The organism is Enterovibrio coralii, from assembly GCF_001559595.1.
In the GTDB taxonomy this organism is placed as follows: domain Bacteria; phylum Pseudomonadota; class Gammaproteobacteria; order Enterobacterales; family Vibrionaceae; genus Enterovibrio; species Enterovibrio coralii.
Genome location: NZ_LNTY01000050.1, coordinates 284,735 through 305,218 on the forward strand (window position 1 = coordinate 284,735; position 20,484 = coordinate 305,218).

Annotated in this window: 16 protein-coding genes and 2 pseudogenes; 6 read left to right on the forward strand and 12 right to left on the reverse strand. The window is 44.8% G+C overall.

The features are described 5' to 3' along the window. Positions 1-6 precede the first annotated feature (6 nt). Together ATN88_RS19255 and ATN88_RS19260 are read left to right on the forward strand one after the other, a co-directional pair. The gene (locus tag ATN88_RS19255) at positions 7-342 is read left to right on the forward strand and encodes a hypothetical protein (RefSeq protein WP_067419270.1); all 336 of its coding nucleotides are present in this window, start codon (positions 7-9) and stop codon (positions 340-342) included. A gap of 99 nt (positions 343-441) precedes the next feature. After that, positions 442-783, forward strand: coding sequence for a hypothetical protein (locus ATN88_RS19260; protein ID WP_067419271.1), 342 nt, complete (start codon positions 442-444; stop codon positions 781-783). 92 nt (positions 784-875) lie between these two features. On the opposite strand, the gene sodC is transcribed toward ATN88_RS19260, so the two are convergent. Then, positions 876-1,388, reverse strand: coding sequence for a superoxide dismutase family protein (gene sodC / locus ATN88_RS19265; protein WP_067419272.1), 513 nt, complete (start codon positions 1,386-1,388; stop codon positions 876-878). A 348-nt stretch (positions 1,389-1,736) separates the two neighbouring features. Here sodC and ATN88_RS19270 point away from each other — a divergent pair, with 348 nt between their 5' ends. Continuing rightward, positions 1,737-2,366 carry a 50S ribosomal protein L25 gene (locus tag ATN88_RS19270; protein WP_269748203.1) on the forward strand — a complete coding sequence of 210 codons (630 nt, stop codon included), beginning with the start codon at positions 1,737-1,739 and terminating at the stop codon, positions 2,364-2,366. 980 nt (positions 2,367-3,346) lie between these two features. Here ATN88_RS19270 and ATN88_RS19280 read toward each other — a convergent pair. The 6 genes and pseudogenes from ATN88_RS19280 to ATN88_RS19305 form a co-directional block, all read right to left on the reverse strand. After that, a complete protein-coding gene (locus ATN88_RS19280) occupies positions 3,347-4,375 on the reverse strand; it encodes an outer membrane beta-barrel protein (protein WP_067419275.1) in 1,029 nt (342 codons plus the stop codon). 303 nt (positions 4,376-4,678) lie between these two features. Further along, the gene (locus tag ATN88_RS19285) at positions 4,679-5,359 is read right to left on the reverse strand and encodes a DUF1826 domain-containing protein (RefSeq protein ID WP_067419276.1); all 681 of its coding nucleotides are present in this window, start codon (positions 5,357-5,359) and stop codon (positions 4,679-4,681) included. Positions 5,360-5,671: 312 nt separating this feature from the next. Next, positions 5,672-6,328, reverse strand: coding sequence for a hypothetical protein (locus ATN88_RS19290; protein ID WP_067419277.1), 657 nt, complete (start codon positions 6,326-6,328; stop codon positions 5,672-5,674). Positions 6,329-6,583: 255 nt separating this feature from the next. Continuing rightward, positions 6,584-7,105, reverse strand: coding sequence for a DUF2058 domain-containing protein (locus ATN88_RS19295; protein ID WP_067419278.1), 522 nt, complete (start codon positions 7,103-7,105; stop codon positions 6,584-6,586). A 178-nt stretch (positions 7,106-7,283) separates the two neighbouring features. Further along, entirely contained in the window at positions 7,284-8,597 is a 1,314-nt protein-coding gene (locus ATN88_RS19300) for an anaerobic C4-dicarboxylate transporter family protein (RefSeq protein ID WP_067419279.1), read from the reverse strand. 217 nt (positions 8,598-8,814) lie between these two features. Then, positions 8,815-10,769: pseudogene (locus ATN88_RS19305) on the reverse strand (RecQ family ATP-dependent DNA helicase). A 198-nt stretch (positions 10,770-10,967) separates the two neighbouring features. Between ATN88_RS19305 and ATN88_RS19310 the strand changes: the two are divergent. Together ATN88_RS19310 and ATN88_RS19315 are read left to right on the forward strand one after the other, a co-directional pair. Further along, entirely contained in the window at positions 10,968-12,020 is a 1,053-nt protein-coding gene (locus ATN88_RS19310) for a cytochrome-c peroxidase (RefSeq protein WP_067419280.1), read from the forward strand. Next, positions 12,013-14,358: an ATP-binding protein gene (locus ATN88_RS19315; RefSeq protein ID WP_067419281.1), complete on the forward strand. Its 2,346-nt coding sequence runs from the start codon at positions 12,013-12,015 to the stop codon at positions 14,356-14,358. The genes ATN88_RS19310 and ATN88_RS19315 overlap by 8 nt, the downstream gene beginning before the upstream one ends. Positions 14,359-14,466: 108 nt before the next feature. On the opposite strand, the pseudogene ATN88_RS19320 reads toward ATN88_RS19315, so the two are convergent. The 5 genes and pseudogenes from ATN88_RS19320 to ATN88_RS19340 all read right to left on the reverse strand — a co-directional run bounded on the left by ATN88_RS19320 (position 14,467) and on the right by ATN88_RS19340 (position 19,246). Further along, positions 14,467-15,683 (reverse strand): annotated as a pseudogene (locus ATN88_RS19320) (phosphopentomutase). 4 nt (positions 15,684-15,687) lie between these two features. Next, on the reverse strand, positions 15,688-16,857 hold the full coding sequence (locus ATN88_RS19325) for a YhfX family PLP-dependent enzyme (protein ID WP_067419282.1): 1,170 nt from the start codon (positions 16,855-16,857) through the stop codon (positions 15,688-15,690). Between the two features lie 94 nt (positions 16,858-16,951). Continuing rightward, complete coding sequence (locus ATN88_RS19330) at positions 16,952-18,253, reverse strand: YhfT family protein (RefSeq protein ID WP_067419283.1); 1,302 nt, start codon at positions 18,251-18,253, stop codon at positions 16,952-16,954. 13 nt (positions 18,254-18,266) lie between these two features. Then, entirely contained in the window at positions 18,267-18,626 is a 360-nt protein-coding gene (locus tag ATN88_RS19335) for a DUF2620 domain-containing protein (protein WP_067419284.1), read from the reverse strand. A gap of 404 nt (positions 18,627-19,030) precedes the next feature. Further along, positions 19,031-19,246 (reverse strand): hypothetical protein, encoded by a 216-nt coding sequence (locus ATN88_RS19340; RefSeq protein ID WP_067419285.1) that lies wholly within the window; start codon positions 19,244-19,246, stop codon positions 19,031-19,033. A 270-nt stretch (positions 19,247-19,516) separates the two neighbouring features. Between ATN88_RS19340 and ATN88_RS19345 the strand changes: the two genes are divergently transcribed. Continuing rightward, entirely contained in the window at positions 19,517-20,095 is a 579-nt protein-coding gene (locus ATN88_RS19345; protein ID WP_067419286.1) for a hypothetical protein, read from the forward strand. The last annotated feature ends 389 nt before the right edge of the window (positions 20,096-20,484 follow it).

A 20,484-nucleotide genomic window follows, 5' to 3' on the forward strand; every position in this document is an offset into this window, starting at 1 on the left:
CCACATATGAAATACATGCTTACTTTAATTTTTAGCTTCGCAATTCCCCTCCAGTCTTTTGCGATGACTGACTGTGTTACAGCAAAAACCATTGATTGGATACGTGTAGGTCAGACGGAAAATTCCAATTTCAACGATTTAAAGTCCACCATTGTCGTTAAGTTTCATGATATTGCAGATGAGCAATTATTGGATATCGGACTTAATCTAGACAATCCACAAGGAAAAGCTAACCTAGGCATTCTAAATAGTGCTATGAATTTAGGAAACTCAGTTACTGTCAGAGACAGCAACAATAACTGCGAACAATTTGATCAAATAATTATTCACCACAAAAAATAAAGCATAATAAAACCAACTATTACACTATTGAATACCCCCTCACCAAACCACTCTGGAGTGGCAATCTGGTGAATTCATTCATAAATATGGAAATAAAAAATGAAAAAAGCGTTACTATTGGCAATATTCTTGATTTCATCTCCACAGTCTTTTGCAATGACAGATTGTGTGACAGCAAAAACTATTGATTGGATTCGAGTCGGTGAGACTGAAAAGGCTGAGTTCAATAATCTCAAATCAACAATCGTTGTGAAGTTCCAAGGTATTGCAAAAGAGCAACTGTTAGATATTGGACTAAACCTTGATAACCCTCAAGGTCCAGCGCTGTTAGGCCTTCTCAATAGTGCAATGGCTATTGGAAATAGCGTAACCGTCAGAGACAGCAATGACACTTGCACGCAGTTTGATCAAATCGTAGTACATAGAGCAAATTACAATTAATTTAGCCACAAAAGGGGGCAGTGCCCCCCTTTTTACCCCTCAACTCTTAATACACTTCATAAATAAGTATAATATTTCTAAAATTGGCATTTTTACTTAGCCACACCACACACGATACGTGCGCCACCACCACCTAATTTTGCTGGGTGATCAGAATGATTATCCCCACCCGCATGAATCATAATCGCTTTTCCACTTATGTCACTTAGCTTCACACGAGGTGCTAGAACGGGTACAGCGGCCTTACCGTTACTATCAACATACAATCCAGGCAAATCTCCTAAATGGTTGTCATCTGCCCAAGGAAAACCATGCTGACCTGTGTGTTCAGGATCGAAATGACCACCAGCAGCCCCACCAAGAACCCTCTTTCCATTTTTCAAACTACTCTCACAAGAACCGTTCGAGTGAAGATGAAAGCCATGCATTCCCGGTGGAAGCTTGTCTAAGTTTGGAGAAAAGACAGTCCCATATTTGCTTTCACTCACTTCAACTACGCCGACTACCTGACCAGAGTTCAAGTCGACCATCTCAACCGACTTCGTCTCCGCAGACGCGTTAAACGTCAGTAGTGTTAACGCCGCGAGCAAAGGTGCTTTTTTCATCATTTGTATCCTTTCGTTTATCATTGTGTTTATGCATATCGTTGGATTTTATTTTCAAGTAATGCTGTCTCACTCCTTGCTTTCTATTAAAAACATTGATTATCAGGCTATTCGCAGCTCTTAAATAAAGAACCATGCTTCTCGCTATAAATTCGTCTCATAACTAAAAATATCAATAAGGTGAAATTATATTTCCCGCCCACCCCGGTGAGTTTGCTTACCAATATAAATCCTCCATCTATCTAGCATCGTTTTTGACACAGTTTGTCATGTTGATTTCGATGTAATGTGCTCAAGGAACGACAAAATAGTTCTAATTAAATACACAAGAAAAATAAGAGAAAAGTAATGAGTAAGCTTGTACTAAATGCTAAGAATAGAAATGAAATTGGGACTGGTGCATGCCGCAGGCTACGCAAGATGGGACTGATTCCAGCAACACTTTATGGCGCGGATAAGGCCGCAGTCTCAATTTCGGTCCGCAATACCGAAGTAACGCATGCAGAAATTAACCATAAGCTATTCCACAACATTATCCATTTGAATATCGATGGTGCTCTTGAATCAGTTCTCGTGAAAGACGTACAACGACACCCTTTTAAACCGTTAATTCAGCACTTGGATTTTCTGCGCATCAAACGAAACGAAGCAGTGACAATCACGATGACACTAAACATCTTAGGTGAAGATGAGTTGGTGAAAAAAGGCCTTGTGGCTAACAAGGTCATTCAAGACATTGAGGTTTCTTGTTTGCCATCAGATTTGCCAGACCAAATCAGTGTAGACCTTTCAGAGCTAGGTGCTGGCGACAAAGTCCTAATGAAAGACCTGAACCTCGCGGAAGGTGTTGAAATTGTGAGTATACAGTCAAACGAAGAAGCCGCTGACTGGCCAGTTATCGTCATCGACTACCCAACTGTAGAAGAAGTTGAAACAGACAATGATGATGAAACTGAAGCTCAAGACACAGAGAACTAAGACAGACTAATCTTCAAAGCCGCTATCTAATTGGCGGCTTTCTTTGTTCATTCCACGTTATTTTGTGAGGAACTATGTTTAGAAGCGTAGGAGATTTCGAAAACATCGCTCAGGTGGAGTTCGCAAAAATTACGATTGTCGTACGTAACAAATACGCACCCAAATTCATGCAACTCAGAGAGTACGGTGTGCCAGATGATACGCTACGAGATGTTGGCGTCACGACCCGAGGCAGAATGACAGACGAAGGATGTTATTTAGAGTCAATGACGCTAGCCCGAGCTTTTTTCGAATATGTAAGAGCTCAATTAAGGAAACATCAAGAGATTGAGATCTTCGATATCAGAATTGACGTGGCAACATCCACACAACCCGGCGTAGAAAGCAAACGTCGCAAGGATTCCGAAGAAGTTCGTATGGTGCTTAAACGCGCGTTGGACAAAATTAACAAATCAACCCAACGAGCAACTCGGCGGGCTAACACTAAACGTTCAAATTTGCCAATAATCCCACCAAACAGAGTCCTCTAGACCGAAACTTAGTGCCTGTTAGGAGCGTTTCTACAGTAAACAACAGAATCTTCTGACAGGCACCTAACCCATCATTCTCTATTCGTGTAATCCATTTTTGCTCTACGTTTTCGAGTTCATTTAATGGAGAAACTTGTCGACGGTATTAAACGGAAAAAGCACTGTTCATAAGAGCTATTTTCAATTCACTCGTGCCATTAGTGACCGTTGGTTTGTGTTTACATTGAGGATTTTAAACAACGAGGGAAGTTATATTGCTCGGACGTGTTGAAATCGGGCTATGTAGACGATTCATGGAAAAGAATGGATAAAGAATGATGATTTAATGCAGGAACGAGATTTTAGGATCATAGAGGTTCGACATCCTGTCGACTTGAACATCCAACACGCTGTTCCCTCTAATTGTATTAATTCAAAACCACATTAAATGGTCTGATATAAGTTCGTCAGTTATTCCGCGATAACTTCTTCAGTCACAGTGACATCACGAACCACTTCTTTCATCACCGTTTCTTCAACTTGATAATCAAACGAAGGGACTTCAACCACAGCACGGCGGTTCATTTCTCGGCCTTTTACTGTATCGTTATCAGCAACAGGGTCAGCATCGCCTTTTCCTTCAACCTTCAGGCGGCTTGATGAAACACCATCTTGCTCCAAATATTCCGCTACAGCTTTCGCACGCTTCTCAGACAGTAGACGGTTCACAGTTTGCGGGCCTGTGTTGTCAGTAAAGCCAATCACATTTGCCTTAGCTTGTGGGTACGCTTTTAGAACTTTTACCGCTTCACGAAGGTTTGAAGAATCATTCATCATCGCCGAGTCGAAGCCAAACTGTACCGTCTTAAGCACGACTGGGTGCGTGTAAGTGACAAGCTCAGTGCCTTCAACAACATCGGTCACTTGAATCGTTTTGGTAACGTATACTGGTGCCGGTGAACCAAACTTGTACTGAACGCCTAATGTGAAAGCATTGGCATCAACAGAAGACAGCATTCGAGTTTCTATATCTTCAAAGCGCTGGTACTCACCGCGAATTTTCCAGTTATAGTTCACAGCGTACTCAGCACCAACCGCACCGGTGAAAACATAGTCTTCTTGATTACCATCAAAGTTAACGTATGCGCCGCCTAGCTTGGTGAATACATTCATACTCTCAGTTACTGGTAGGCTAAATTTTGGTGCTAGCGAAATTGCATAGAGGTCGTCAGCGAGTTTGCCATTTTGGTAGCTATCCATTTGACCTAAGTAGTCAGCATTCAGCTCTAGTCCAAGGTACTCGTTAAACTCGTAGCCAGTAAAAATACCCCCTACTTGTCCATCACTCTCGCAGCGACTGTCAGACATACAATCTTTGTTTGTGTCATTCCAACCATACTTTGCACCTACATACACGTCAGCAGTTGCGACATTTGAAACAGCCGCCAAGAATAATGCGGATGAAATAACCGAAGCTAGTTTTGTTTTTTTGATATTCATAAATAACCTTTTATGCCAATAACCAAATGACCAACTGACACCAGTTGCATTCAGCTAAAGGGATGTTTTTAACGCAAAACAAAGCTTAAAGATTATTTATGCCAATTCAACAACTTCGCAGGTAAGAAAATACTTACAACGATAATATTGACTTAAGATTACATAATAAAGTTAGTTAATGAATCAGACTTTAAATTTGAAATTAATTTAATTAAAAACCCTTAAATTAAAATCATTAAAACAACTCGCCAACGTAGAACCTAGAAGTCAACCAGCTAAACGTCCAAAGAAAATACACTTCATTCAATTCGCAAAGTCCAGAGTCAGCAGTAAACGTCCGGCTTCATTCGATATAGCCGGAGAACGGTGTATTAACCCAGACGCTTCATTGCCTTCCCAACAAACGCCTTTTAGCAGAGCAACGTCTCCACACGACAACTGATGGATTTCGCTAGCCTCAGGCTGGGGAGCAACAGAACCTTGAGGTTTGCCTTCATTATCAAGCCCGAGCACCTTTCTGTTTGCTGCACTGTCTCGGAGCCATTCAGTAGCAATATTTTGGTAAGTCGTCACTAATCGGCACGGTACTTTGTCGACATGAAACTTAGGACACATTGGTCCATCCAAAGCGGTTATTCTTAGACCCGCACGCTCAAGCCCAAACAAACAACAGAACATGTCAACCAAGGTTGCTATATCTCCTAACAGCAACGGATATTGTTCGGGGTGAAGTTTTTCTGCCAGACTCCCCCCGACCTTCTCAGGTTCAACAATCACGGACGCTCTAAAGCTTGGTTTCGTTTCAAGAAGCCTAGTCACTTCATCACTTAAGCGTTGAGGCAAGTCCCTTTCCCACACGGCAATATTTACGTTCTGGTTATAAATATCAGCCAGAACACTGGGGTTGATTCCTGACGCCATTTCTCGATAGCAATGTGTACCGACATTCTCGACTATTGCTTTCTCTAAACACTTCGCAGTCACTGTCTCCCTCCTTTTCACGGTACGTTCCAACAAAGAATGAAGCGTTTAGATGCTTACAACATCACTGGCTACGATCGTTTGTTGAATTCAAGTCTTGGTTCAAACCCAACCATCTGCAATGTTATAACATAACATTAAAGTCAAAATCGACTGGCACTTGAAAAGGCTTGATGTAGGAAGCGGCCTACGTGGCTGAGATTTGCTGAATTGTTTATACGTGGGGGACGTACTATCAGGTAGGAAATATTATCTGGGTGACAGACTAGCGTCACCCTAAACCTGTATTCAAATGACGCTTCGATAGACGCGCCCCTACCATCTCGTATTCCAGTAGGCTTCAAGTACGGTTGCACCATCGTAAGTCTGGCATTCGTAGGTGATGTTAACGCCCGTTTCACCTATACACTTTATTTGTGTGTAGAGTATGTCTTTGCTCCAAAATGACTCTGCGAACTCTTTCTCTGTAGAGTCGCAATCTGCCTGATAAAAACTTTCTGCCTGAGAGATGCAATAATCCAAAGCCGACGATTCATTGCCACGGGGGCCCGTTATGTCTTCCATTGCATCCAGCTCTTTGTCAATTGCGGCAATATGTTCTGCAGAAGGAAGCATATACTTCGTAATTTTTGGATTCTCTATGGTATAGCTTCGAGTTGCCCAAGCCCCTTCTTGAATCACACCCGTAAATTTTACGGGAAGATAACGGAGATAGTGGAATTCAACTTCCGTAGAGAAGTCATAGTTACCGGGAAAGTGCAGCACCATTAACTCGCTTCCCACTTTGACAGAAAGCTGGGTATGGGATGCATCAACAATTGTCCCCTCAAGATTGACGACACGCTTACCGTGGCAAGAGAAGTTGTATTCCCGCAACTCATTTAAGCAGCGCGCCCAAAAATCCTCTTCTGTAATATCCTTTTCGCAACCAACGAGGAAGGTGGAGAGTAAAGCAACTTTTGTTATTCTCATAAAGACAGTCACTTAGATAGAAATATGCTCGCTGTAAGTGTTGTCGTTTTTTATCACATTACAAGGTGAGAGCTAACAATTTGTTGAAATTAAATTGAAAAACCATGTGAATGGCGTTGAAGCAACATCACTGTTTTCTAACTTACTGAGTTAGATAACGAAGTACTTTATGATGGGAGGGTTTAGCGAAAGCAAAGAAGTGAAATCCCAAGCCTACGTGCAGAGACTTGGGGTAAGGTCAATTATACTGATTGATTACCACATCAAATCATCAGGGATCTTGAAGTCTGCGTATGGATCATCTTCATCCATTTCTTGTTCTGCGACTGTGTTATTTAGAACAATCGACTCTTCATCGCGCTGAGCAATTTTGTCAGCTACAACACCTGGAACAACGGCGTATCCGTCCATGTAGCGTGCAATCGCTAAACGACCATTAACCAGTTGGTCTTGCGTGGTTTTATCGACGTAGATTTTCTTCACTAAGGTACCATCAGTGAAGTTGTAACCGATGTCACCATCTTTACGGTCGATTTTATTCATTTCAATCAACTGCTTCACCTGGGCAGCAATTGCTTTTTTATCCGCTTCTTCTTTCTTTTGACGGTTCAGTTCTTGGTCTTGTGCCAATTGCGCGTTACGTTTTTCTTCAACGGCTTGCTTGGCTTCTTTCGCGAGTGTGCGTGATTTTTTAGAAGATTTGCCCGCCTTTTTCATTTTCTTTTTATCGATAAGGCCAGCTTGGAGCATCTGCTCTTGTAAGGTTAGTTTTGCCATTTTAACTCCGTCTTGGTCGACGCTATGCATGCAAAGATTTCAGAGCCAGATAATACCATTAGACGGACAATGAAGGATAACAGTTAGGAAAATATCCAAGGCTTCCTACATAAATTAAAAAGCCCCGTCAGCGTTTACTGACAGGGCTTGTGACTTATATACGTTGGTTACAAGGAGATTACAGTACGAAGCTCGCGAACACGAAGCCAAAAATAATACTGAAGATCATGCTCAGCAGACCAGGGATCATAAAGCTGTGGTTAAAGATGTACTTACCAATCTTCGTGGTACCCGTACGGTCAAAGTCAATCGAAGCGATGATTGGACCGTAGTTAGGAATGAAGAAGTAACCGTTAACCGCAACGAAGGTCGCGATGATCACTTCTACTGGCAGACCCAGCATGATACCTACTGGTACCAGAACCGCCGTTGTTGCACCTTGGCTGTTAACCATGACAGATAGACCGAACAGTGCGAACGCGAATGTCCATGGTGCCACTTCAACCATGCCAGATACCGCTTCTTTCACCATTGCATCGTGACCTGCGATGAAAGTGTCACCCAACCATGCGATACCAAAGATCGCGACAATTGCGCGCATACCAGCATGGAATACAGAGCCTTGCGTGATTTCATTGCCGTCTGGCTTACAGATCAGAATGATCAGTGCACCCATCGCCAGCATGATGATTTCAATCGTGTGTGCCATGCCCATTGGTGAGCCGTTGAAGTTTGGACGCAATGCTGGGAATGCCCCCATGATAACAACTGCCAACGCACCAAACAGGAACAGGCCAACCGCTTTTTTCGCTTCAGGCTTAACAACGATCTCTTCAACCTGCACTTCTGCTTCCATTTCCTTACGGAAAGCAGGATCTTGCATGCGACGTTGGTACTCTGGGTCGTCTTTCAACTCTTTACCCAGCTTGTTCACAATGACACATGCCAGTGCCAAACCTAGGAACGTACCTGGGATTGTCACCATCAGCACATCTGCCAATGTAATGCCTTGAGGCTCAAGGAATGCCACCAGCGCAACAACCGCTGCAGCAATTGGGCTTGCCACGATAGCAAACTGAGAAGCAATAACTGCCATACCCAGTGGACGCTCTGGGCGAATGCCACTGCGGCGGCTAACTTCTGCAATCACTGGCAGCACTGAATACGCTACGTGACCTGTACCTGCTAGGAAGGTAAAGCAGTAAGTAACAAGCGGCGCAATAAAAGTGATATGACGAGGATTTTTACGCAGAATGTTTGAAGCAATTTTGATGAGGTAATCAAGACCACCAGATGCTTGCATCGCTGCCGCTGCTGCAACAACGGCCATGATCATCAACATTACATCGATCGGTGGACTCGTTGGTTGAAGACCAAACACAAAAGCAAGGATCGCAAGACCTACACCACCCAAAACACCCAGACCGATACCGCCAATGCGAGCACCGACGAGGATACATCCCAAAACAATCAAAAACTCAATTAAAAACACATCAAACTCCTTGATGACATCGTTTAAACTAAAACCGCAACGATGGTAAGGTTTTTAATGAGTTTAAAATCAGTTACTTCTCACAGTTAGATGCGTAGAGATGTAATGTTCGGATCACTTTTTCGATCGACAACAAACTTTTTAATGGCATGATTCACGCATTGATAATCGTTCAATTTTTCAAACAAGTTAATTATTATCAATGCGTTACGTAACGTTAAAGCAAAGAGGTTTTCTCGTATAATTTCTTTACATCTTCAAACGGATATTGGGCAAGCTTACCGAACCCTTCCATTTTGGATGCTTTTACCTTCGTCATCAGTGGTGTGCTGATACCACACAGAAAACGCGTTACCGTTTCCGCAGTAAGTTCCACATTAAGTGCTTTAACCGCGTGAGTAAAAGACTGGCTCCATTGCCCGACTTGACTCACTGACACATCAGGCAGATCTGACGTTGTCGGTAACTGCGCAATCTGGCCTCGGCATACCGAACAATGCCCACACTGGCTGGCGCATTTGTATCCGCGAAATACTGAGCAAGACGGTGACTCAAGCACGTTTGTGTCTCGAAGAGATCGAGCATGGCGTGAACACGGCGTATTTCCGTTTCTTCTTTGGATGAGAACAGGTGGTGAATTCGCTCACTTAACGTAACAGCATTCTCGCCAAGGCACGCATTGCGGTTGGATACACGATAAACATCCGTCATTTGTTTGCTTTCTAGCTCTATCCACCCTTTCTCTGCAAAGTAATCCAATGCAGCAACCGCGCGTTTACGATCAGCATGATGCACGTGCCAAAGGGCATCAAAATCGACGGAATGCCAGACACGCGATTTCGGTGATGCTGCAAACAGTGCTTCGACAAAGTGACGTCTTTCCCCTTCAAACTGGTTTGCAATCTGTTCCGGCGACATGGTGGTTTTAAATCGGTAGTCAGCAAAATAGGTATATTGCGGCTCGATAACGCCTTCCATTTCGAGATATACCAACAAGGTTTTAAGCGGCAGTTGTCGTATGTTGCTGTCCGAAGACAAACGGGTTGTCATCACTTCCCATTGATTATTGGTTGGTGCTCCACCAATATCCTCAATCACGTGGCGAATTGCACTTTTATCTGGCGTATCGCCATACACAAAGTTCTCTAAGACACTGACTCCTTCTCGGTTTGCCAGCACCGTACAGATTGAGTTCAGACCATCGCGCCCTGCTCGCCCAATTTCTTGGCTGTAGTTTTCAATCGACTTTGGCATGTCGTAATGCACAACCGCCCGAATGTTTGACTTGTCTACGCCCATACCAAAGGCAATCGTCGCGACAATACAGTTCACTTCACCACTCATAAACTGATGTTGAATCCGCTGACGATCTTCACTCGCCATACCAGCATGGTAAGCACTCGCCGGATAGCCATTGCGGGATAAAAACGCTGCTACGGTTTCCGCCGTATTTTGCAGTGTCACATAAACGATGGTTGGCTGATGTAAGCCTTGGTTGAGCACATCCAGCAACGTGCTGCTCTTTTCAGCCTCAGCACAAGGGATAACATTCAAATCCAAATTACTTCGATAGAAGCCTGTGACCACAATGTTTTGCTTCTCAATGCCAAACTTGGCACCCATGTCGTCGATAACTTTCGGTGTCGCCGTGGCCGTCAAAAGCAACACTTGTGGGATGTTCAACTGCTGACGATAACTCGGTAGTTTTAAGTAATCAGGTCGGAAGTTATGGCCCCATTCAGAAATACAGTGCGCTTCATCAACGACTAACAGTGAAATCTGTACTGAGCCAATAAACTGCCGAAAGCGTTCGTTTTTTAAACGTTCCACTGAGATCATCAAGATCTTGATTTCACCTGCCCTTACGGCTTGCATGATGGCTTTTGATTCATCAAAGGTTTGAGATGAATCTATCGAGGCTGCTGTGATGCCTTTGCTTTTTAGAAAGTCCAACTGGTCCTTCATCAGTGCCAGCAAAGGAGAAATCACGAGCGTCAAATGTGGAAGGTGTAGCGCAGGGAGTTGATAACAGAGTGATTTCCCTGATCCCGTTGGAAATATTGCGGCAGATGAGTTGCCCGCTAAGACAGACTCAACAACACGCTGTTGTCCTCCTCTCAAACTTTCAAAGCCAAACACAGTATTCAAAGCATTGAGATAGTTTGCAGACATGCTGATTTCCAAGCTGGGGAGAAAGAGTCCAATAATACAGGAGATTTACGTTTGGTTTAAGGTAAGTTCCCTCCCCCTTTTACTGATAATTCACTCTTATTGAAGAGAAATTCATCAATAGCGCACTGAGCAGATAATTAGACAACGAGGCCTTTTATCCTAAGCTTAACTGTAATACCAATAATACAGTTGGCCCATATGATAGACACTAGAGTTGCCACCACTGTTGCTGTCGCCAGCCTGTTAGGCCTTGGCGTGATTGCGTTGACGACGACAGACATGCTTAGCCATGACGCGCATCATGACCATGAACACGGTCACGGGGATACGCATGCCTCTGCTGAGCAGCTTGATAATCAAGCACTCGTTGTCCCGGTTCCCGTCCCGGAACAGGCTGAGATGGCACTGATCAAAGTAGGATGGGAGCTCTTTAATGACCCCAACCTTTCATCTAACAATGCTGTCAGTTGCGCTTCATGCCATAACCTATCTACCAACGGCGCTGAAATTACGCCCGTTTCCCACGGAGTAGGCGGAGCCGGCGACCGTAATTCCCTGACCGTTTTCAATGCCAGTTTAAACTACCGCTTTTTCTGGGATGGTCGCTCCAATACCTTAACCAAACAACTTGATGGCCCCATACATGCGCCAGCAGAAATGGATTCTTCTTGGGAAGATATTCACCGCTACGTTGAAGCCTCGACGAGATATCAAGGGTTGTTCAACGCTGCCGGACTTGAAATTTCAGACTTCAACATCAAACATGCATTGGTCACCTTTCAAGAACAACTACTCACACCAAACTCTCCCTTCGACCGTTACTTAAAAGGCGAAATGAACGCCATGAACGATAAAGCGAAAGCTGGCTGGGAAGATTTTCAATCACTGGGCTGTGTGAATTGCCACCAAGGCGAGAACATTGGTGGGAGTATCATGCAGCGTTTCGGCTATTACCAAGCAACGGACAAACCGCTTTCTGAAATTCGCGACCATGACACCGGGCGCCACAAGTTTACAAACAAAGAAGTGGATAAATACATCTTTCGTGTCGCAAGCCTTCGAAACGTCGCTGACACCGCCCCCTACTTCCACGATGGGCAAACCCAAACGCTGGAAGAGGCCATCAATATAATGGCGAACATTCAACTGGGGCGAGAACTAGAGCCACAAACCGTCGATAACTTGGTGGCATTCTTACATGCTCTGAGTGCACCCAGACCCGCTATTCTTGAGGTACTAGAAAATGAATAACCTCATCCTGTTGAGCCGTTCTTTCCTCGCACTCTCACTCGTTTTAACCGTTTTCGCCATCAATGGGTTTGTCGCACAACGACAATACACGGCGGTCAGTATTGAACTGACTGAGCTTGGCCACGATGTATTAGCATTGCGAGACCAAGCCGTGGCCTTCAACTCTGGTTACGCAATAACGCCTTATGTTCTAGCGCAACAAGTGGTTCAAAATGAGAGGGATTTAGACAAGTTCACTGCTATGGCACAAAACAATGCGTTTGGCTTTTTCAGCGCGAACAGCAGTAAGGTCGAAGCCGTTATTGAACGTTATTCTGCCCAACACATTAACTTGTCTCAACGCATCGATAACCTCATCGCACTGATCATCGCCAGAGACTCTGCCAAAACCTCCATCGATATGCGCGATGCAGTGCTTGCTGACGTGGCTCCTACATCACCGACGGTCTTATCCAAAGAGTCAGAAACAGAAAACAGCTACTTAGAAAGGTATCTGTTGCTCAAAAACGAAGTGTCGAACTTGCTCGATGAAATACTTCTTGGGAAAAACGCCGCCTTCGTGGAGAACACCGAAAATCAGATTAAGTACATGGCATTGAGTGCGCTTCAAACATCTTTTATCTACTTCGTCTTGGCACTGTGTAGTTTCATTGCTTATATCTTCCTTTCATCGTGGGCACGTGAAAACCAACTCAAAAAACTAAATGAAGATCTGACTCGTTTAACGGAGAAAGCTGAGCGTGCGAATCAGGCTAAAACCTTGTTCCTTGCAACAATGAGCCATGAGCTTCGTACACCCATGAATGGTGTTCTTGGAATGGCAGAACTCATCGTTGACGAAACCAAAGAAGAAATTACTCGCAAGCACGCCAAAATCATTGGGGAGTCAGGCAAACACCTGGTGACGATTTTGAATGACATTCTCGACTTTTCAAAAGTTGAGCAAGGTAAAATGGAATTCGAAAAAGTCTCTTTCAGTCTTTCGCAGTTGCTAGACCCCGTTACCAATTCACTTCACTCCGTCGCAGAAGACAAAAACGTAAAACTCGAAATTGGCAGCAACGTACCTCAAGACATGCTGTTCCTCAGTGATAGCTCCCGGTTACGCCAAGTCATTTTCAACATTGTTGGGAACGCAATTAAATTCACTGAGAACGGCTTTGTCCGCATTACCAGCGATTTTGATGCCGACGACAATTGGCTGCACTTTTGGATTAAAGACTCGGGTGTCGGCATTCCCCAAGATAAGCTCGATCAGATTTTTGAACCGTTCAGACAAGCCGAATCCTCGACCAACAGAAAATTTGGCGGAACGGGTTTAGGCCTTTCTATCGTCAAGAAAATCATCACCCAGATGAACGGTCGCGTCACCGTCACCAGTGAGGTAGGAAAAGGAACAGAGTTTTACATCTCCTTACCCATTGAAGTCATGAGGAAGTCTGCCGAACAACCTATTGAAGTACCGACACTGCATGCGCCTGAAGAAGTAAAACAGGTTCCGCTGAATGTACTGATTGCTGACGACAACCCAGTCAATGCTATGCTCGCCAAACGCCATTGTGAATCTCTGGGCCACAAAGCAGACACGGTAGAAAATGGTAAGTTAGCCGTCGTTGCGTTGAAGCAAAAGAACTACCATCTGGTGTTGATGGATAAACACATGCCGGTAATGGACGGTGTTGATGCCATTAGGCAAATTCGTAATCAAAAATACAGAGATACGATTATATTTGCTTGTACCGCTGATGTATTCCGCGAGGCGCACGATGAGCTGTTGGGGATCGGAGCCAATCACGTCCTGACAAAACCAATGCAAAAAAATAGCCTTGAAGAAGCCATTTACCTCTATCTGGACGAGTTTGAAAAACTAGATAAGAAGCTCCAGCAAAGTGAGTGTGATGAGCCCGTTGCGTCTGACAACGTTGTTGCCCTCTCTCGTCTGCCCAAAAAAGAATTGAAACTCACAGAGGAAGAGCTGACAACCAGTGCGAACTTAAAAGCCTTCGCTGAAGAACCAGAAGTTGTTCAAGATTTGCTGAGGCTAATGGTTGAGGAATTTGAGCGCTCCTCTGACAATTTAATTCAGGCGTTTACTGAACACAACGTGGTGAAAATTTTCAAAACCCTCCACATTGTGCGCGGAACGGCCATGGATCTCGGCATCAGCAATTTGGCGCGTCTCGCCAAAGATAACGAACGCAAGGCGCAGAACGGTAACGTCCCCGATTCAACGACACTGCAAGAGATCCTCAATCTCATGTCGGTGAATATTCATCAGGCAAATCGTATGCTTGAGTCTTTTAATACTGGCACAGGGCAAAGCGAACAAGCCCAGTAGCAAGGCTTTCAGCAATACAAAAATGAAAAGGCTCTCCGTGTTATCTGGAGAGCCTTTTTCTTTGCCGACAAATCGACAACAAGGTCTAAATCAGTCGGACGTTGCGAGTTATAACAGCGTTGGCGAACCGAATTGTGGTAAGTCCGCGCCAAAGAAAGCAGCGGCACTTGCACCGACATCTGCAAGCGTCTCCAAGGTGCCAAACACAACACCTTCACGAGATTTTTGATACACCAAGACAGGTACGAATTCGCGGGTATGCTTAGCGTGACCGATAAAAGGATCGTTTCCATGATCAGCCATCACCACCAGCATGTCATTACCAAACATTTCAGCAATCACACGCTGCAGCCCATTATCGGCACGTTCTAGCACTTGCCAGTATCGCTCAGGGTCTTGCTCGTGCCTGATAAATCGGTTTCTTGGACATTGGCACAGAAGAAACCTTGCTTGTTGTTAGCGAGATCCTCAATTAAAAGCGAAAACACATCATTGGTATCGACAACGGAAAGATAAGATATACCTCCTTCGTTTTGCACGATATCCGCCACCTTTCCATAAAGAAACGTTGAGACGCCTTTCTTTTTGAGCTGCTGAGCAACTTGAGTCTCAGCATCCACACCAAATCCAAGGTGTTCAACTTGAAAGCCACATTGGTACGCGCCTGACTTAGGTGCATTCACGCCAATGTACTTGGCTTTCCCCTCGTTGTCGGTCTTCACTTCGATTGCCGAATAGATGCGTTCCATACTCTCAATGACACCGCCAAAGGCAATATTGCGGCTCACGCTATTGGCTTTTCTCATCGCCCGTGCAATTTTCTTTACTTCATCAAAGCTAATCAGGTTGAAGTTGGCCGTAAGGTTATAAACCTGTCCCAAATCAGCTTCTAAGTTGTCGCCAATCACGACTGCACCTTGCACAGACAGAAGCGGCAAACCTTGCACATAAATACGGCCAACGTCGTAGCCTTCCCCAATTAGTGCTTGTTCAATGTCATCAATGGATTCGCTAAACGGCATCACCAGCGGTGGCTCAGGTTTTGTTCCCATGATTTCCTGATGCCCCATGAAGGTGTCACACCCTTCATGCACCAACATCGCCCTTCCCCAGTTTGCAGATATGCAAGGCTTCATTGCCGAATGGACATTCGGCAACACATTCATCAGACCAAGTCTTTCTAACGTTGGCAGTCTGCGATCAGAGAAATAACTCACAAGCTTTGCAGCGGTATTGGCACCAAGATCTTGCGGTCTGCACTGAGCAACATCCGGCATTTCACCAACGCCAAAGCCATCCAGCACAACAACGATAAATTTCGACATCCTGTCACCTTTGAATTTGTCTTCCCTGCGTGTCAAAAAGGCCGACCAACCGTGGTGCCCCCGTCGAAATACCCTTTACCAATGCAACATCACTGCGCGTGACGAAAAGCTGCGTGCGAAAAGCCATAACAACCGGGCTGCTTACGCTCGCTTCTCCATCTAACTGGAAGTAGTAATCAATGCTTGAAAGGTCGCTCGGGCAAACAGGAAAAAGATCTCCGTCGTTTGACTCATCAGCAAAGACCAATGCACCTTCGATTTGACTGCGGCTGTAATTACCGCCGCCGAAGCAAAACGTGCGTCCCTCATGCACATGAGAAACTTCCGTGACGTACACCATTGCTATGGTTTCGGGCTGAGAGCCACCAATATTGGCAGGGGTCGTTCCAGTTAACGCATGTCCAGGCTCACCATGTGTTCCTCCCTGCGCTTTAATTAGCGGCAAGGTTTCACAACTGGTCGCTGAAGGGTAATTACGGTGAGTGATTTCAATGCCCTTTTGACTGAGCTTCTCAATCGCTTTTTGCGCCGTAACCAAATTCTGGGTAGGACGGGTTGTTTGGCTTTCGTTATCAAAAAGAAAGCATGGGAAATGCGTAATACCCGCGATGTTGATGCTCGGAAGTGTCTGGAGTTGGTCGATGACTTCATCGAGTTCAGAGAGTCTGAACCCCGACTCCTGATTGGGATACAGGTGGTCACCTTCTTGGTAGAACTTCAACATTATGTCCTGAACCACACCACATTCTGATGCGGCCTCAGCGATTTCACGGGCTTTCTCTATCGAATAAACCGTGATGATCTCAGGCTTTATTTCGCAGATAAGCTTTTCGAGCACATGCTTGGGAGGTTGAACCAAGTGACCAACGTGAGCAATCTTAATGCCCTGCTCATGCAGGCTCAGGGCTTCTTTAAAATCAACGCAGACTGCACCTTCAAAGCCACATTCATCAATCAAAATTCTGGCCAATATCGGGTTACGCCCTAGCTGCTTTGTCATCGCAAAAAGCTTCACACCACACTCGTCCGCTTTTTGCTTAATTTTCTTCGCATTTTCCCTGAAACGGTCGACATCTATGACATAGGTGTCGGGAAGGATCTTTCCCTGACGTAATAACAAAATGGCACTCTGAATCAGTTCTGAGTTTTGTTTTTTAAGTGCCTCAAGAAACATAGCTATTCCTTTTTTACGCTTTCTTTAAAGCAGCCCATATCCCTTATAGGGGGAGGAATACGGGCTGAGTTAATGTGTTACCTAAGCGGGTTAGTTACACCGCAAACAGACCAAATACATGGAACAAATTGAGCAGAATACCCGTGAGAATTGCAGCGACCGCTGGTGCCGCAATCTTCAATACTGGACGTCCCAAAACTTCATTGAGGAAGAACAACATCGCGAAGATGGTCAGTCCCGTTGTGCCACCCATCTTCATGACCGCGAGTACACCGCCTATCAACAAAGCAAACTCCATCAGCGTGTTCATCGCATCGCGAATGTTGTCTGACGCGTTACGAATGGAAGGGAACTGCTCAAGAAAACGACCAATACGGCGAAGCAAGAAGACTTCCACACAGATGGTCAATGCACCGAGAACGGCTGCGACGGGAATGTTTGGAGAGAGATAACCCACAACAAATACGAAGGTCATACCGACGACGCCGTAAACACCGGTCGCCAGTGCTGTGGTAGCAATCAAAGGAATAAAGCCAAGACCGCGCATCAATTCAGACAGAGCTACTTGTTGGATAGCAGCGTCTTGCTCTGCAGGGTCAGCAATCTTGTAAGCTTCAGCCAGAGAATAGATAGACACTTCAGAACCCGCAAAGAAACCACCATTGGATACTGCGGCAATTAACGCGCCTGTTACTGCCAAAAACGGCAGGTGTTTCATGATTCGCTTAGTACGTTCTTCAAAAATACTGTGAAGCCCAGACATATCAGGCGGCGCAATGCCGTTTTTCTTGTCCTGAATGTCTTTGTGAATCGCAGTACCCACCAGCATCAGCATGCCAACAAAGATTTGAATAGATTCTGGGTAGATGCCCGTAAACTTAATGGTTAGCAAGCGAGACATCAGGATAACAACAGCGGCAATCGCACCTGCTTTCCAACCAAACTGAGTAAAAATCGCCAGCAGTGGGAATAGCGCAAACGCTGTAATAACTGGCGTACCCAATTCACCCAGTGCACCCAAGGCGTCAACCGGCAGCCCCGTCAACACAGCGTTTACACCAGATAGAGACGTAACAACCAACACGCCCCACAAGCCACCAGCCAACGCGGCCAGCCAGCGGCTCGCAATCATCACGCCAAGAATGTCAGTCGGCAAGAACAAGAGCCAAGGGTTCAATAAACCCGTTGATAAAGTGAAAGAGATACCGACTGAGGCAACAAAGCCAATAGAAAGACCAAACGCGACTGAACCGGCATCGCGTCGCGTCATGTTTCCTTCAAAGAGTTGAGGGAGAACGGGACGAATACCATCGTGGAAAACCGCAGCACTCATGTTTGCAATGAGTGCTGTCATGGCACAAAGAACGGAAATTAAACCTAACTGCATAAAGTCCATAACTGCGTCCTTACTACTGATGTGCGAGTTGTTTTACGAGCATCGGAATTGCATGCTCAACATGTTCAACAGATAAACCGAAAGCCACTCTGCCTTCCTTAACGAACTTTTCGACTTCTTCGGCTTTTGCTTGGATGGAAGGTTTTGCGATGGTGCAACTTTGGGCAAAACCGATAATCGCGATAGCGATGGAAAGCGCAGCCCCTGCCCCTGTGTTACAGCAACCGATGTAGTAGTCCAGTTGCCCAGATTTCACTTTCATGGCTGCATCCATATCATTGAGAATGTGGCATTCGAACATGCCTGGTGCGCTCTCTTCGATCTGGGCTTTGATTTTCTCGCGCTGCAAACCAGCGATCCCAATCTTCTTCATAAAACATCCTTCATTCGTCTACTCGACAGGGTGTAACGCCTCTTCAATCTCAACGAGCCCGCAAATCCCTGAACGATTCCACATGACATTGCACCAGTCTTAATCCTCATTATTTTGAGGAATAAGACCAAATAAAAAGCAACTCTCATTGCCTTACATATCGTGAGAGCGTGGCAGTTACTGAAACGCTTGACTGTCACATTCTTCAATATAATGAAGATAAGATAATCAGTGGCTGCTCAAAAACAAACCAGAGCTTTTCATTTGTGTGATCAAGTAGATGTTTATTTGAGCGACACTGTCGCTAAACCCAATATTGAGACGGGTTCGGAAGTATCACAAACGCTAAGGTTGGAAGGCTTTTTCGAGAAAACAAAACCCGAACGTGTCGGGCTTTGTCAGCATTAGAGATCTATTGGGGGTTGCTTTCGCATTTCATCCAACGAGCTTCCCATGCGGATGGGGTCTCTAAGCGATTCACACTCGTAGATACTTTCTGTGAACTCGAGAGCATCGTAAAACACCCAACCCTGCATCGACAGTTCACTGGCAATTTCCAGTTTGTTTTTGCCTTGGTGATGCATATCGATCACCGCCGTCACAGCATCAGTTTCATTCATGTCTCCTCCTTGCTTTATCAGGGAGCGTCGAAGAAAACATAGTGAGAATTTGCCTGTTTTGCTGTATCAAGTTTCCGACAAAGTTGGCGAGAATACGTAACGCCTCACACCGATCTGACTCAGATTTTATCGCGACCGTTAAGTCGCTGACATTTTTATGGTTTATTTGAATGGCTTCACTGCGAAAATCTACAGAAACGATATGCTATTAATAACTCGGATAAGGAAGATGATTACGCCGTGGATGTCATAATAAATAATGAAGCTGCAATGGCTCTGTCCTCTGTGAGTTCACCAACGGAAGAGCTCATCAGTATTGTCGATAGTGTAAAAAAGCTGCGCCAATGTGGTTTGGAGCCAAAAGACGTCGTCATTGAGTATCTTGAAAAGGAAGAGCCGAACGCCAGAAGCCAAGCTTTTTCTTTAATCACGGCGTTGGCCTTAGAGCAGCAAGTGATCACAAAAGACGACTTTGGCAAGTCAGTATCTTTGTTTTGGAACCCATCGAGCCAAGATATTCTGAAGTACGAACCGAGCAAAGAAATTTCTATTTCACTGCACCGCGCTATTGGAAGCCAAATTACAGCAAACTACACAACGAATGAGTTCATTACTTATTTGCTTCAAGCCTTAGAGATGACAAGCCAAGACTTCGTAGCGGAAGACTTGCCAGATTCTGCACTTCTCTTTCACGCTGTTGGCATTTTGGCCCAATCTCAAAGCAATGTGCTCAATGCACACATACTCAAAGGTGCAATCAACATTGTGATGTCTGAGATGGAACCCGTATTGATTGATGAATACTCTCAGCCTATTTTCTTAGAAGATCATCAACAATCCACACATTAACTTTCACAAAGCCCGCTTACAGTGGGCTTGCCTTTCCATTATCTATTTACGCCAGAAGACTCTCATAATTCACGTATAGAGTCTTCAACAAAGAAAACAAAATATAGCCAGTTTGCAAGACATGCCATTCATTCTAATTTCGCGAATTTACTCGTTTCGTCCACCTTATAACTTCTACAGTTACACCCTAACTATTTCAGGCCCTGACTGACGGTTAATTTTACAGATCTTATACCACCATTACTTTTAAACACTTAAAAACTATTGTTAATTAAACACTTTTTCACGAAAGAAACAATAAGGAAAAGGACGGGCAAAATAATCACAAATGAGACAGCAGTTCTGCCACTTATCAGCAATAATCTTTATCGCACAGGGAAAGAAGAAAG

Excerpts from the sequence above, each read along its gene's own strand:
- ATN88_RS19325 (WP_067419282.1), bottom strand. The coding sequence starts at position 16,857 with ATGTTTCTTGAGGCACTTAAAAAACAAAACTCAGAACTGATTCAGAGT.
- ATN88_RS19260 (WP_067419271.1), top strand. The coding sequence starts at position 442 with ATGAAAAAAGCGTTACTATTGGCAATATTCTTGATTTCATCTCCACAG.
- ATN88_RS19345 (WP_067419286.1), top strand. The coding sequence starts at position 19,517 with ATGGCTCTGTCCTCTGTGAGTTCACCAACGGAAGAGCTCATCAGTATT.
- ATN88_RS19255 (WP_067419270.1), top strand. The coding sequence starts at position 7 with ATGAAATACATGCTTACTTTAATTTTTAGCTTCGCAATTCCCCTCCAG.
- ATN88_RS19315 (WP_067419281.1), top strand. The coding sequence starts at position 12,013 with ATGAATAACCTCATCCTGTTGAGCCGTTCTTTCCTCGCACTCTCACTC.
- ATN88_RS19335 (WP_067419284.1), bottom strand. The coding sequence starts at position 18,626 with ATGAAGAAGATTGGGATCGCTGGTTTGCAGCGCGAGAAAATCAAAGCC.
- ATN88_RS19280 (WP_067419275.1), bottom strand. The coding sequence starts at position 4,375 with ATGAATATCAAAAAAACAAAACTAGCTTCGGTTATTTCATCCGCATTA.
- ATN88_RS19290 (WP_067419277.1), bottom strand. The coding sequence starts at position 6,328 with ATGAGAATAACAAAAGTTGCTTTACTCTCCACCTTCCTCGTTGGTTGC.
- ATN88_RS19340 (WP_067419285.1), bottom strand. The coding sequence starts at position 19,246 with ATGAATGAAACTGATGCTGTGACGGCGGTGATCGATATGCATCACCAA.
- ATN88_RS19310 (WP_067419280.1), top strand. The coding sequence starts at position 10,968 with ATGATAGACACTAGAGTTGCCACCACTGTTGCTGTCGCCAGCCTGTTA.
- ATN88_RS19295 (WP_067419278.1), bottom strand. The coding sequence starts at position 7,105 with ATGGCAAAACTAACCTTACAAGAGCAGATGCTCCAAGCTGGCCTTATC.
- ATN88_RS19330 (WP_067419283.1), bottom strand. The coding sequence starts at position 18,253 with ATGGACTTTATGCAGTTAGGTTTAATTTCCGTTCTTTGTGCCATGACA.
- ATN88_RS19270 (WP_269748203.1), top strand. The coding sequence starts at position 1,737 with ATGAGTAAGCTTGTACTAAATGCTAAGAATAGAAATGAAATTGGGACT.
- sodC (WP_067419272.1), bottom strand. The coding sequence starts at position 1,388 with ATGAAAAAAGCACCTTTGCTCGCGGCGTTAACACTACTGACGTTTAAC.